Consider the following 13,200-nt stretch of genomic DNA (forward strand, 5'->3'; position numbering starts at 1 on the left):
GTTATCCCCCTCCATCAGGCAGTTTCCCAGACATTACTCACCCGTCCGCCGCTCGTCACCCGAGAGCAAGCTCTCTGTGCTACCGCTCGACTTGCATGTGTTAGGCCTGCCGCCAGCGTTCAATCTGAGCCATGATCAAACTCTTCAATTTAAGTTTGATGCTCGTGAATTAAACTTCGTAATGAATTACGTATGTTCACTCAGAGACTTTGGTATTCATTTAGCGTCTTGCGACGTTAGAATCCATGTCACTTTGAGTGCCCACACAGATTGTCTGATAAATTGTTAAAGAGCAGTGCCGCTTCGTTTTTCTCAACGGCGCGGGGTGTGCATATTACGCTTCCCCGCTTCAGAGTCAAGCTTTATTTTCGCTTTTCTCTGTTGGTGTTCATCTCTGAACCCCGCTAACCCGGCGGCGTGTATGCCGTTGTTCCGTGTCAGTGGAGGCGCATTATAGGGAGTTATTCTGGGGTGACAAGCATAAAATCGAAAAAAGTTATCGTTCGCTTATTTTTCAAACTCACCGTCGATTAAACCCGCGAATCGACCGTTAATTGCGCGATTTCCCGTGCAAAACTGGCCACCTGCGGCCAGTCCGTATAAACCACTTCTTTATGGGTATCCGTCTCCCCCCCGGTCATCTTCATAATGAGGCGGATCATAATGCGGTCATACCAGCTATAGCGTGGATAACGCAGCGCGCCCGCAAACACAGCACAGCGTTCTGGCTGCCACGGCGAGTTCAATAAAAACTTACGCGTATAGCTGTTGGTCTGCGGCGTGCGTTTCTCCGCTTTACGTGCAACCAGGTTCACCGAATAGAACGCACCGGGCAGGCTGTTTAGTGTCGCCAGATGTTTTTTCACAAAGCGATCCAGCGCAGGATGGAAATGGCCATAACGAATAGAAGCGCCAATCACCACGCGATCGTAATCCTGCCAGTGAATCTCTTCCGTCCGATTGAGATTCACCACATCAGCGTAAACGCCCTGCTCTTTCAATTCAGACGCCAGATAAAAGGCGATCTCACGCGTCTGACCATCTCGTGTCGAAAATAAAATGAGTGTTTTCACCAGCTAAATCCTTACTCGCGCCAGAATGTTGGGGTGAACAGCACCAGCAATGTGAATACTTCAAGACGCCCGAACAGCATATTGGCAATCAGGATCCACTTCGCTACCGGATTCATGCTGGCAAAGTTATCCGCCACCACGCCAAGCCCCGGCCCAAGGTTATTGAGCGTTGCTACTACGGAAGCAAACGCCGAGAAATCATCAACGCCGGTGGCGATAATCGCCAGCATGCTGACGATAAAGACCAGCGCGTAGGCAGAAAAGAAGCCCCACACCGCTTCGAGAATACGTTCCGGCAGCGCGCGGTTGCCAAGCTTAATGCTATAAACCGCATTCGGGTGTACCAGACGTTTCAGTTCACGGTTACCCTGCTTGAACAGCAGCAGAATACGGATGACCTTCAGGCCCCCGCCCGTAGACCCCGCACACCCGCCGATAAAAGCAGAGCACAGAAGCAGTACCGGCAGGAACAGCGGCCAGCGGGCAATGCTGTCCGTGGTAAAGCCCGCCGTCGTAGCCATCGACACCACCTGGAAGAAAGCCTGGTTAAGGGTCATCACGGCCGAGCTGTAAACATCGTGGAACCACAACACCAGCGTACAAATGATAACCAGCGTCAGTTGCACGCCGATAAACATTCTGAACTCAGGATCGCGCCAGTAGACCCTCAGGCTACGCCCACTCAATAAAGAGAAGTGCAGGCCGTAGTTACAGCCGGAGATCAGCAGGAAGATAGCAATAATGGTGTTGATAGTCGGGCTATCGAAATAGCCCACGCTGGCGTCGTGGGTCGAGAACCCGCCAATTGCAATCGTGGAGAAGCTGTGTCCAATCGCATCGAAGGCAGGCATCCCGGCAAACCACAGGGCCAGCGCACACGCGACGGTCAGTAATACGTAGATGAACCAGAGCGTTTTCGCCGTCTCGGCAATACGCGGACGCATCTTGTTATCTTTCAGGGGGCCCGGCATTTCAGCGCGATAGAGCTGCATCCCACCGACGCCCAGTATCGGGAGAATCGCCACGGCGAGGACGATGATCCCCATACCGCCGAACCATTGCAGCATCTGCCGATAAAAGAGAATGGCATGCGGTAGCGAGTCCAGCCCCACCAGCGTGGTCGCCCCCGTGGTCGTTAACCCGGAAAAGGATTCAAAAAACGCGTCGGTCACGGTCAGATTCGGCTGTTCCGCGAAGATAAACGGCAGCGCACCCACGCTCCCCAGCACGGTCCAGAACAGCACCACAATCAGAAAGCCCTCGCGGGACTTCAGCTCGCCCTTCTCACGACGGTTAGGCCACCAGAGAATTGAGCCAATCACCAGCGCGGCGAAAAAGGTCTGCGTGAACGCGCGCCCCGCGCCGTCCCGATAGATAAGCGCTACCAGCCCTGGGAGGATCATCGTCCCGGAAAAGAGTATGACCAGCAGTCCAACAATTCGGGTTATGGCACGAAAATGCATCTCTGCCGTTCCTTTGGTATTCAAAAAGTAAGGTGGGGATTATTCTTCAATCGGCAGTAATTGCAACGCACCACGACTAAAATCAGCCAGTTTTGCTGAAAAAGCCGCCAGTTCCGCCTGAGGAAGCGCCACGCGTAATTGTACCGTTGCCTGGTAATCACTCTGCACAATCACGCCGTTAACGTTTTTAAGCAGCGTTTCGATGCCAGATAACTGAGCGTAATCACACAACAAAGTATATTCGGTAAGTGGCGTTTTGCGGACCGTCTGCAGCAGATTAAGCGCCTGCTGCACTCCTCCGCCGTAGGCTTTTACCAGCCCACCGGTTCCTAACAGGATGCCGCCGTAGTAGCGAACCACCACGGCGGTGATCTCCCCGACGCCGCTTCCCATCAATTGAGAGAGCATCGGTTTACCCGCTGTTCCTGCGGGCTCACCATCATCAGAAAAGCCAAGCTGTTGCGAATCATTCGGCGGACCGGCTACCCACGCCAAGCAGTGGTGGCGGGCATCAGGATGGTCTGCGCGAACAGATTCAACAAAGGCTTTCGCCGCCTCCACGCCGTCCGTATGGGCCAGCAGCGTGATAAAGCGGCTCTTTTTGATCTCTTCGACGAAGGTGACCGGCTCAGCCGGTATCAGCCAGCTGTCCATCACGCCAGTTTCTGATCTCGCGTCATGTTCTCGATGCTGTTTTCGTGAATCACCACGTTATCTTCGATACGAATGCCACCGAACGGCTTCAGCGCTTCAATTTTCTGCCAGTTGAAGTGTTTGCTGAACGGGCCTTCACGCCACGGCTGCAGCAGAGAGTCGATGAAGTAAATGCCTGGCTCAATGGTCAGCACCATGCGCGGTTGCAGCACACGGGTGCAGCGCAGGTAAGGATACTTCGACGGTGCGGCCAGATGCGTGCCAGTATCATCCTGCATAAAGCCAGCCACATCATGAACTTGCAGGCCCAGCGGATGACCAATCCCGTGCGGCATGAACGGCCCGGTGAGATCGTTTTCCACCATCGCCTCTTCGCTCATATCCGTCAGAATCTGATGTTTACGCAGCAGTTTGGCGATGCGCTGATGGAATTGAACGTGGTAATCGACGTAGCTGGTACCCGCCTTCAGGGTGCTGATAAGCGCCAGCTGTTCGTCATTCACGTCTTTGATCAGCTGCGCGAAATCCGTATCGGCGTTCGCCGCCCAGGTACGGGTCAGATCGGCTGCATAACCGTTGTATTCAGCGCCCGCATCCAGCAGGAAACTGCGCATCTCGGCCGGCGCGCGGTGATCCAGTTTTGTATAGTGCAGCACGGAAGCATGCTCATTCAGCGCCACGATGTTGCTGTAAGGCACGTCCGTATCGCGATGGCCGGTCGCCGTCAGGTATGCCTGATTAATGTCGAATTCGCTCATCCCGGAAAGGAAGGCTTCCTGGGCCGCCTGATGACCGTTCACCGCCGTTTTCTGCGCTTCGCGCATGCAGGAGAGTTCATAGTCGGTCTTATACGAACGGTAATAGTGCAGATAATCAATCACGCCTTTCGGGTTGATGTTATCCGCAGGAATATCCAGACCCCTAGCACGTTCTGGCACAGGACCAATATACCCGATGTTGCCACGCGCAGCAGGCAGCTGGCTGCCGATACCGTCGGCTTTTGGCAGGGCAATCACATCCACTTCTTCGGTCCAGAAGCTGGTCGGCAGCGGCTCCACGTTGTGCCAGTAATCGACCGGCAGATAGAACCACAGTTTCGGCTTGTTCACGCCATCCACCAGCAGCCAGCAGTTGGGAACCTGCGTCACCGGCACCCAGGCTTTGAACTGCGGATTGACCTTGAAGGGATACGGATGGTCATCCAGGAAGACGTTAACCAGCTCACCAGAGTGAATAAGCAGCGCATCAAGCTTAAAGCGGGCCAGTACATCGCGGGTACGTTCCTGTAACGTAACAATATGATTTTTATAAAGTGAGGCCAGTGAGTCCATCATTCTTCCTTTCTTTATTGAGCTCAAGTCTTCGCATCTTAGCACACCTCGCTTTTACTGCGTCATTTCCACCGAGCGTGATCAATGCAGCATTTATTTAATGAGTGATTTGCATTTTATTAACATAAATTCCACACTCGACTTCATCTGGTATGACCAGATCCAATTGCTGGATTCAGGAGACTGACATGCTCTACAAAGGCGACACCCTGTACGTAGACTGGCTGGAAGATGGCATCGCCGAACTGGTGTTCGATGCCCCCGGCTCAGTCAACAAACTCGACACCGCGACGGTGGCCAGCCTCGGCCACGCGCTGGATGTCCTCGAAAAACAATCTGATTTGAAAGGGCTGCTGCTGCGTTCTGAGAAAGCCGCCTTTATTGTCGGTGCCGACATCACCGAGTTCCTCTCCCTGTTCCAGGTGCCGGAAGAACAGCTCAGCCAGTGGCTGCATTTTGCCAACAGCGTCTTTAACCGCCTGGAAGATCTTCCTGTTCCCACGATCTCTGCCGTCAACGGCTACGCGCTGGGCGGCGGCTGCGAATGCGTGCTGGCGACAGACTATCGTCTCGCCACGCCGGATCTGCGCATCGGCCTGCCGGAAACCAAGCTGGGCATCATGCCGGGCTTTGGCGGTTCCGTACGTATGCCACGTATGTTGGGCGCCGACAGCGCGCTGGAAATTATTGCTGCAGGTAAAGACGTAGGCGCAGATCAGGCGCTGAAAATCGGCCTGATTGACGGCATCGTGAAGCCGGAAAAACTGCGCGACGGTGCGATCAGCATTCTGCGTCAAGCGATCAATGGCGATCTCGACTGGAAAGCCAAACGCCAGCCGAAGCTTGAGCCGCTGAAACTCAGCAAAATTGAAGCCACCATGAGCTTTACCATTGCCAAAGGCATGGTGATGCAGACCGCCGGAAAACACTATCCGGCACCGATCACCGCCGTCAAAACCATTGAAGCCGCCGCACGCTTTGGCCGCGAAGACGCGCTTAAATTAGAAAACCAAAGCTTCGTGCCGCTGGCGCATACCAGCGAAGCGCGCGCGCTGGTCGGCATTTTCCTCAACGATCAGTACGTGAAAGGGAAAGCCAAACAACTCACCAAAAACGTTGAAACGCCAAAACACGCGGCGGTACTCGGCGCAGGGATTATGGGCGGCGGGATTGCCTACCAGTCGGCCTGGAAAGGCGTGCCGGTAGTGATGAAAGATATCAACGAGAAATCCCTGACGCTGGGCATGAACGAAGCGGCCAAGCTTCTCAACAAACAGCTTGAGCGCGGCAAAATTGACGGCCTGAAGCTGTCGGGTGTGATCTCAACCATTCAGCCAACGCTGGAGTACACCGGTTTTGACCGCGTGGACATCGTCGTTGAAGCGGTCGTCGAAAACCCGAAAGTGAAAAAAGCGGTACTTGCAGAAACGGAAGAGAAAGTGCGCCCGGATACGGTTCTGGCGTCCAACACCTCGACCATTCCGATTGGCGAACTGGCGAGCGTCCTGAAGCGTCCGGAAAACTTCTGCGGTATGCACTTCTTTAACCCGGTCCATCGTATGCCACTGGTCGAAGTGATTCGCGGGGAAAAAACCTCCGACGAAACCATCGCCAAAGTGGTGGCGTGGGCCAGCAAAATGGGCAAAACCCCAATTGTGGTAAACGACTGCCCAGGCTTCTTCGTCAACCGCGTGCTCTTCCCGTACTTCGCCGGATTCAGCCAGCTGCTGCGCGACGGCGCGGATTTCCGCAAAGTCGACAAAGTGATGGAAAAAGTATTCGGCTGGCCAATGGGCCCGGCGTATCTGCTGGACGTGGTCGGCATTGATACGGCGCACCATGCGCAGGCTGTGATGGCCGCGGGTTTCCCACAGCGCATGCAGAAAGATTATCGCGATGCCATCGACGCGCTGTTCGACGCCAGTCGCTTTGGGCAGAAAAACGGTCTGGGTTTCTGGCGCTATAAAGAAGACAGCAAAGGCAAGCCGAAGAAAGAGGACGATGCTGCCGTTGAAGATCTGCTGGCTGGCGTCAGCCAGGTAAAACGTGATTTCAGCGACGAAGAGATTATCGCCCGCATGATGATCCCGATGGTCAACGAAGTGGTGCGTTGCCTGGAAGAAGGCATTATCGCAAGCCCGGCAGAAGCAGATATGGCGCTGGTCTACGGCCTCGGCTTCCCTCCGTTCCACGGCGGTGCGTTCCGCTGGCTGGATACGCTCGGCAGCGCGAAGTATCTCGACATGGCGCAGCACTATCAGCATCTCGGGGCGTTGTATGACGTGCCGGAAGGCCTGCGTAATAAAGCGCGTCATAACGAACCGTACTATCCCCCAGTTGCGCCTGCCCGTCCGGTTGGCGAGCTGAAAACGGCTTAAGGAGTCACAATGGAACAGGTTGTCATTGTCGATGCAATTCGCACCCCGATGGGCCGTTCGAAGGGCGGCGCATTCCGCAACGTGCGCGCGGAAGATCTCTCCGCGCACCTGATGCGTAGTCTGCTGGCGCGTAATCCTGCGCTGGAAGCGGCTGCGCTGGATGATATTTACTGGGGCTGCGTACAGCAAACACTGGAGCAGGGTTTTAACATCGCCCGTAACGCTTCCCTGCTGGCCGAAATCCCGCATTCGGTTCCGGCGGTCACCGTCAACCGTCTGTGCGGTTCGTCGATGCAGGCGCTGCACGATGCGGCTCGCATGATCATGACCGGCGATGCGCAGGTCTGTATGGTCGGTGGCGTGGAACACATGGGCCACGTGCCGATGAGCCACGGCGTCGATTTCCACCCAGGCATGAGCCGTAACGTGGCGAAAGCCGCAGGCATGATGGGGCTGACCGCCGAAATGCTCTCCCGCATGCACGGCATCAGCCGCGAAATGCAGGACGCCTTTGCTGCGCGCTCTCATGCCCGCGCCTGGGCCGCCACGCAGTCCGGCGCTTTTAAAAATGAGATCCTCCCGACCGGCGGCCACGACGCTGACGGCGTACTGAAACAGTTCTACTTCGATGAAGTGATCCGCCCGGAAACCACCGTCGAAGCGCTTTCCACGCTGCGTCCGGCGTTTGACCCGGTAACCGGCACGGTGACGGCAGGCTCATCCTCTGCCCTTTCCGACGGTGCTGCGGCGATGCTGGTGATGAGCGAAAGCCGCGCTCGCGAGTTAGGCCTGAAGCCGCGCGCTCGCGTCCGTTCCATGGCCGTAGTGGGCTGCGATCCCTCGATTATGGGTTACGGCCCGGTTCCGGCATCAAAACTGGCGCTGAAAAAAGCCGGTCTGACAGCCAGCGATATCGACCTGTTTGAGATGAATGAGGCGTTCGCCGCGCAGATCCTGCCGTGCATTAAAGATCTGGGGCTGATGGAGCAGATCGACGAGAAGATCAACCTCAACGGCGGCGCGATTGCGCTGGGTCATCCGCTGGGTTGTTCGGGCGCGCGTATCAGCACCACCCTTATCAACCTGATGGAACGCAAAGACGCTCAGTTTGGTCTGGCGACGATGTGTATCGGGTTGGGTCAGGGGATCGCGACGGTGTTTGAGCGGGTGTAGTGAGAAGGCCGGGGGCGTTTCGCTCCCCGGCCTGTAACAGAATAAATGATTTAGTTGCCGTTTTTCCCGCCTGTCAGGGGCGGGTTTTTTATTTAGATAAACGCAAACGCATCGCCGAACAGGCGATCTTCCCGCGCATCACGCTCATGGCAGAACAGGTCGCGAGCAATCTTCGCCATCTCAAAACGCCCGGCAATATAGATATCGTGTCCGGCGAGCGTCCCGTGATCCTGCAACACCGCGGTCAGCACCGTACCTGAGCGCCCGCGCCAGCCCTCTTCCGGTTGCTCAACCACAGGCTCAACGCGCAGATTCGGGTGCGTTACGCTCAGTGCTTCCAGCTCGGAAAGATCGTAGAGATGTTTCTCTTCGCGACCGCCCCAGTAGATGGTGATGTCGCGGTCCGGGTTTTGCGCCAGCGCAGTCAGCAGAATCGAACGCACATAGGAGAAGCCCGTTCCCCCGGCAATCAGAATCAGCGGACGATCTTCGTCTTCACGCAGCCAGGCTTCACCGTGCGGGATATCGACATCGATTTCACGCTCTTTCAGAATACGGTCCATCACCGCCATGGCATACAAGTTAAGCTCTGACGCACCAATATGCAGCTCAATAAATTCCTGCTCCGCTGGCGTAGACGCCATGGAGAAAGGGCGCTTATCACGTTCATCCATCACCACCATCAAATATTGGCCAGCGCGGAAAGAGAACGCCGCCTCCGGAACCAAACGGACGCGATATACGGTGTCGGTGATAGCATCTACCGAGGTCACTTTACAGCTTAAGGTTGTCATTCGCTCTCTCTGTCGGGAAGTCTATAGGGCTTAACGGTCAGACTCGGGCTTACCGTCATTCAATATGGCCAACTCGTCCCAAATCGCGTCAATTCGCGCGGTCACTTCAGGATCTTTTTTAATCGGGCGACCCCATTCACGCTCAGTTTCGCCGGGCCATTTATTGGTGGCATCCAGTCCCATTTTTGAACCAAGCCCAGAAACCGGCGAGGCAAAATCCAGATAATCAATCGGTGTATTTTCCACTAACACCGTGTCGCGCGCCGGGTCCATACGCGTGGTGATGGCCCAGATAACGTCATTCCAGTCGCGGGCATTGACGTCGTCATCGCAGACAATAACAAATTTGGTATACATAAACTGGCGCAGGAATGACCACACGCCCATCATCACGCGCTTGGCGTGACCTGCGTACTGTTTCTTCATCGTCACCACCGCCAGGCGGTAGGAACACCCTTCTGGCGGCAGATAGAAATCGACAATTTCCGGGAACTGCTTTTGCAGAATCGGTACGAACACTTCATTCAGTGCGACGCCTAATACAGCAGGCTCATCCGGCGGACGGCCGGTATAGGTCGAGTGATAAATCGCATCTTCACGCTGCGTAATGTGCGTAACGGTAAACACCGGGAAGCTATCCACTTCATTGTAGTATCCCGTATGGTCACCATAAGGCCCTTCCGGTGCCAGCTCGCCCTGTTCGATATAGCCTTCAAGCACGATTTCCGCGCTGGCAGGCACTTCCAGGTCGTTAGAAATACACTTCACCACTTCGGTTTTGGTGCCGCGCAGCAGGCCTGCGAAAGCATATTCCGACAATGTATCAGGCACCGGCGTCACGGCGCCGAGAATGGTCGCCGGATCGGCACCGAGCGCCACTGAAACCGGGAAACGCTCGCCCGGATGCGCCGCACACCACTCCTGGAAATCAAGCGCACCGCCGCGATGCGACAGCCAGCGCATAATCAGTTTGTTTTTGCCAATCAGCTGCTGGCGATAAATACCGAGATTCTGACGCTCTTTATGCGGGCCACGGGTAACCGTCAAACCCCAGGTGATCAGCGGCGCGGCATCTTCAGGCCAGCATTGCATGATAGGGATTTTGGTCAGATCGACGGCATCGCCTTCGAGGATTTTCTGCTGGCACGGCGCACCGCGCAGGCGTTTGGTTGGCATATTCAACACCTGCTTAAACTGCGGCAGTTTGTCGAACAGATCGCGGAAGCCTTTCGGCGGCTCTGGCTCTTTCAGGAACGCCAGCAGTTTACCGACTTCACGCAGCGCACTGACATCTTCCTGGCCCATCCCCATCGCCACACGCTTGGGCGTGCCGAAGAGGTTGCAGAGCACCGGCATGGAATAACCTTTTGGATTTTCAAACAGCAACGCGGGGCCACCGGCACGCAGGGTGCGGTCAGCGATTTCTGTCATTTCCAGATAAGGATCAACAGGGAGCGTAATGCGTTTGAGTTCGCCCTGCTTTTCCAGCAGCGCCAGGAAGTCGCGTAGATCGTGGTATTTCATGCAGTTAGTCATGGCCTCTCTGTAAGCGCTTCATTATACGGCGTTCGTCATCATGACGCTGTAATTTTGTTAAATAAGCGTGAAGTTCTACCTCAACTTCCGCTTTCGGCCATTATAATCACCTTAGCGATCCCTTCGGGGTTTTGATATGCTTGCGCCGCGAACAAAGGGAAAGAGTGATTATGCAAGCCTGGTATTTACTGTATTGCAAACGCGGGCAAATTCAGCGTGCGCAGGAACATCTTGAGCGTCAGGCAGTCAATTGTCTGATGCCTGTTATTACGCTCGAAAAAATGCTGCGCGGCAAGCGTACAACAGTCAGTGAGCCGCTGTTCCCTAACTACCTTTTCGTCGAATTCGACCCGGAAGTGATCCACACCACCACCATCAATGCCACGCGGGGTGTCAGCCACTTCGTGCGCTTTGGCGCGCATCCGGCCACCGTGCCGTCGACGGTGATACATCAGCTTTCGGTCTACAAACAGCCGGAAGATATTACCGACCCTGAAACGCCGTTCCCCGGCGATAGCGTTGTTATCACCGAAGGGGCATTCGAAGGGGTTGAGGCAATATTTGCCGAGCCAGACGGCGAAGCGCGCTCCATGCTGCTGCTGAACTTCCTTAATAAACAGGTACGTCAGAGCGTCAAGAATACCGAATTCCGCAAGGTTTAAAACGTCACGCCGAACAGGCGACGGACGTTTTCATCCGTCTGCGCGTCCAGCCACTGCAATTCTTCGCCCCGCCAGTGCGCGATGCGCTCAACGATATGGCCAAGATAAGCCGGTTCGTTGCGTCGTGAGGCGGGTTTGGGCCGCATGTCGCGCGGCAGAAGGTACGGTGCATCCGTTTCGACTAACAGCCGATCGGCAGGAATAACCGGCAGCAGTTCCCGCAACTCCAGTCCACGTCGTTCATCGCACACCCAGCCGGTTACGCCCAGGTACAGCCCGCGATCCAGACACTCAATGGCCTCCTGACGGGAGCCGGTAAAGCAGTGCAGCACCGCGCCAGGCAGTTTATCCAGCCAGGGTTCCAGCAGCGTCAGAAAACGTTCGTGGGCGTCGCGGCAATGCATAAACACCGGCATCCCGAGTTCTGCCGCCAGCGCCAGCTGCGCGGTAAACGCCTTCTCCTGCTCGGCAGGGGTAGAAAAGTTGCGGTTAAAATCGAGACCACATTCACCGATCGCCACCACCTCTGCTGTTTTCGCCAGCGCATACAGCGTTCCGGCGCTTTCATCATTCCAGTGGCTACTGTCGTGAGGATGTACGCCTGCGGTTGACCAGCAGTGCTCAAAGCCTTGCGCCAGCTGCTGCGCATGTTCGCTTTCCTGAAGGTTGGTGCCCGTCAGCAACAGCCCGTTGACGCCTGCAGTAAAGGCACGCGCCACCACCTCATCACGATCTTTGGCAAACTGCGAACTGGTCAGATTTAAACCGATATCAAACATGCTCTCTCCCATATGACAACCGCCCTGTCGGGCGGCTGGTTTTACTCTTCTGTCGGATTCTCTGGCTCATCTTCTTCGTCATCCCGTGAGCGACGTTTGCCCACATAGAAGCGCGAGAAGAACACGCCAACCTCAAACAGGCAGTACATCGGTATCGCCAGCAGGGTTTGCGAGAAGACATCTGGCGGCGTCAGCAACATCCCGACCACGAACGCGCCCACCAGCATATACGGGCGTTTCTTACGCAGATCTTCCGGCGTGGTGACGCCCATCCAGCAGAGCAGGACGATCGCGACCGGCACCTCGAAGGCCACGCCGAACGCCATAAACAGCGCCATCACAAAGCTCAGGTAGCTGGCGATGTCCGTCGAGACCTGCACCCCTTCCGGCGCGGTGTGCGTCAGGAAGCCAAAGGCCAGCGGGAAGACGACGAAGTAGGCAAAGGCCATGCCGATATAAAACAGCAGCGAGCTGGAGACCAGAAGTGGGATCACCAGCTTACGTTCATGTTTGTAGAGCGCTGGCGCCACAAACGCCCACACCTGGTACAGAATCACCGGCGCAGACGCAATCAGCGAGACCCAGAAGGTCAGCTTGATTGGCGTAAAGAACGGCGATGCCACATCGGTGGCAATCATCGTTGCACCCAGCGGCATCTGCTTAATCAACGGCGCGGAGACAACCTGATAGATGTCGTTAGCGAAATAGACCAGGCACAAGAAAATCAGGAAAACGGCAATAATGCAGTTTAACAGACGCTTACGCAGCTCAATGAGGTGCGTAATAAGTGGTTGAGTATCATCTACTGCCATGTTTACGCTTTATCACTCGACGAGGGGGCGGATTCGGAAACGGGCGCGGCGGCTTTTGCTTCTGCGGCTTTCGGTTTTACCTCAGGCTCTTGTGCAGGGACGGGCTCTTGCAGATCAGGGGCTTGCGATGGCGCACTGGCCTGATGCTCCGCTTCGGCAGGCGTAATGCCTTCACGCTGAGCGTCGCTATCTTTTACCAGCGGATTACGAATAGTATTCGCTTCATCGCTCGCTTTTTCAGGATCGTTGACGCTGTAAGAACGCTTCATGGACTCCGCAGCTTCACGCAATTCATCCATCGAGGCTTTCAGCTCAGGCGACAGATTATCCATGCTCGCCTTTTCAACCTTTTTCAGGCTGTCCTGAAACTCCTGGAGCTTGAGTTCCTGCGCCAGTTCATTTTGCACCGTCGTGGCCAGCGAGCGCAGCGCGCGTACCCAGCCTGCGACAGTTTTTACTGCCACCGGCAGACGTTGCGGGCCTAATACAATCAGGCCAATCACGAATACCAGCAGCAGTTCACCAAAACCAATATCGAACACGAC

Annotated in this window: 12 protein-coding genes; 3 read left to right on the forward strand and 9 right to left on the reverse strand. The window is 55.6% G+C overall.

The features are described 5' to 3' along the window. Positions 1 to 530: 530 nt before the first annotated feature. From hemG to pepQ, 4 genes are read right to left on the reverse strand one after another with little or no spacing between them, the layout of a single operon-like run. Positions 531 to 1,073, reverse strand: a complete 543-nt coding sequence (gene hemG, locus C0560_RS19980; RefSeq protein ID WP_123429989.1) for a menaquinone-dependent protoporphyrinogen IX dehydrogenase — start codon at positions 1,071 to 1,073, stop codon at positions 531 to 533. An 11-nt stretch (positions 1,074 to 1,084) separates the two neighbouring features. Next, positions 1,085 to 2,536, reverse strand: coding sequence for a Trk system potassium transporter TrkH (trkH, locus tag C0560_RS19985; RefSeq protein WP_100778474.1), 1,452 nt, complete (start codon positions 2,534 to 2,536; stop codon positions 1,085 to 1,087). A gap of 39 nt (positions 2,537 to 2,575) precedes the next feature. After that, positions 2,576 to 3,190: an IMPACT family protein gene (locus C0560_RS19990; protein WP_123429988.1), complete on the reverse strand. Its 615-nt coding sequence runs from the start codon at positions 3,188 to 3,190 to the stop codon at positions 2,576 to 2,578. After that, a complete protein-coding gene (gene pepQ, locus C0560_RS19995) occupies positions 3,190 to 4,521 on the reverse strand; it encodes a Xaa-Pro dipeptidase (protein ID WP_100778472.1) in 1,332 nt (443 codons plus the stop codon). The genes C0560_RS19990 and pepQ overlap by 1 nt, the downstream gene beginning before the upstream one ends. A 188-nt stretch (positions 4,522 to 4,709) precedes the next feature. Between pepQ and fadB the strand changes: the two genes are divergently transcribed. Then, a complete protein-coding gene (gene fadB, locus C0560_RS20000; protein ID WP_248859304.1) occupies positions 4,710 to 6,899 on the forward strand; it encodes a fatty acid oxidation complex subunit alpha FadB in 2,190 nt (729 codons plus the stop codon). Positions 6,900 to 6,908: 9 nt separating this feature from the next. Next, positions 6,909 to 8,072, forward strand: a complete 1,164-nt coding sequence (gene fadA / locus C0560_RS20005; RefSeq protein ID WP_100778470.1) for an acetyl-CoA C-acyltransferase FadA — start codon at positions 6,909 to 6,911, stop codon at positions 8,070 to 8,072. Between the two features lie 92 nt (positions 8,073 to 8,164). On the opposite strand, the gene fre is transcribed toward fadA, so the two are convergent. Further along, on the reverse strand, positions 8,165 to 8,866 hold the full coding sequence (fre, locus tag C0560_RS20010) for an NAD(P)H-flavin reductase (protein WP_102105635.1): 702 nt from the start codon (positions 8,864 to 8,866) through the stop codon (positions 8,165 to 8,167). 30 nt (positions 8,867 to 8,896) lie between these two features. Further along, positions 8,897 to 10,402, reverse strand: coding sequence for a 4-hydroxy-3-polyprenylbenzoate decarboxylase (ubiD, locus tag C0560_RS20015; protein WP_100778468.1), 1,506 nt, complete (start codon positions 10,400 to 10,402; stop codon positions 8,897 to 8,899). Between the two features lie 170 nt (positions 10,403 to 10,572). Between ubiD and rfaH the strand changes: the two genes are divergently transcribed. Beyond that, a complete protein-coding gene (gene rfaH / locus C0560_RS20020; RefSeq protein ID WP_248859305.1) occupies positions 10,573 to 11,064 on the forward strand; it encodes a transcription/translation regulatory transformer protein RfaH in 492 nt (163 codons plus the stop codon). On the opposite strand, the gene tatD is transcribed toward rfaH, so the two are convergent. Genes tatD through tatB form a run of 3 tightly spaced genes read right to left on the reverse strand, consistent with a single transcriptional unit; the run spans position 11,061 to position 13,197 of the window. Beyond that, a complete protein-coding gene (gene tatD, locus C0560_RS20025; protein WP_248859306.1) occupies positions 11,061 to 11,843 on the reverse strand; it encodes a 3'-5' ssDNA/RNA exonuclease TatD in 783 nt (260 codons plus the stop codon). The genes rfaH and tatD overlap by 4 nt on opposite strands. Positions 11,844 to 11,884: 41 nt before the next feature. Beyond that, entirely contained in the window at positions 11,885 to 12,655 is a 771-nt protein-coding gene (tatC, locus tag C0560_RS20030; protein ID WP_100778465.1) for a Sec-independent protein translocase subunit TatC, read from the reverse strand. Between the two features lie 2 nt (positions 12,656 to 12,657). After that, the gene (tatB, locus tag C0560_RS20035) at positions 12,658 to 13,197 is read right to left on the reverse strand and encodes a Sec-independent protein translocase protein TatB (protein ID WP_100778464.1); all 540 of its coding nucleotides are present in this window, start codon (positions 13,195 to 13,197) and stop codon (positions 12,658 to 12,660) included. Between the last annotated feature and the right edge of the window lie 3 nt (positions 13,198 to 13,200).

The organism is Lelliottia sp. AC1, from assembly GCF_023278595.1.
In the GTDB taxonomy this organism is placed as follows: Bacteria; Pseudomonadota; Gammaproteobacteria; order Enterobacterales; family Enterobacteriaceae; genus Enterobacter; species Enterobacter nimipressuralis.

Excerpts from the sequence above, each read along its gene's own strand:
- trkH (WP_100778474.1), bottom strand. The coding sequence starts at position 2,536 with ATGCATTTTCGTGCCATAACCCGAATTGTTGGACTGCTGGTCATACTC.
- C0560_RS19990 (WP_123429988.1), bottom strand. The coding sequence starts at position 3,190 with ATGGACAGCTGGCTGATACCGGCTGAGCCGGTCACCTTCGTCGAAGAG.
- pepQ (WP_100778472.1), bottom strand. The coding sequence starts at position 4,521 with ATGGACTCACTGGCCTCACTTTATAAAAATCATATTGTTACGTTACAG.
- rfaH (WP_248859305.1), top strand. The coding sequence starts at position 10,573 with ATGCAAGCCTGGTATTTACTGTATTGCAAACGCGGGCAAATTCAGCGT.
- ubiD (WP_100778468.1), bottom strand. The coding sequence starts at position 10,402 with ATGACTAACTGCATGAAATACCACGATCTACGCGACTTCCTGGCGCTG.
- tatC (WP_100778465.1), bottom strand. The coding sequence starts at position 12,655 with ATGGCAGTAGATGATACTCAACCACTTATTACGCACCTCATTGAGCTG.
- fadB (WP_248859304.1), top strand. The coding sequence starts at position 4,710 with ATGCTCTACAAAGGCGACACCCTGTACGTAGACTGGCTGGAAGATGGC.
- fadA (WP_100778470.1), top strand. The coding sequence starts at position 6,909 with ATGGAACAGGTTGTCATTGTCGATGCAATTCGCACCCCGATGGGCCGT.
- tatD (WP_248859306.1), bottom strand. The coding sequence starts at position 11,843 with ATGTTTGATATCGGTTTAAATCTGACCAGTTCGCAGTTTGCCAAAGAT.
- fre (WP_102105635.1), bottom strand. The coding sequence starts at position 8,866 with ATGACAACCTTAAGCTGTAAAGTGACCTCGGTAGATGCTATCACCGAC.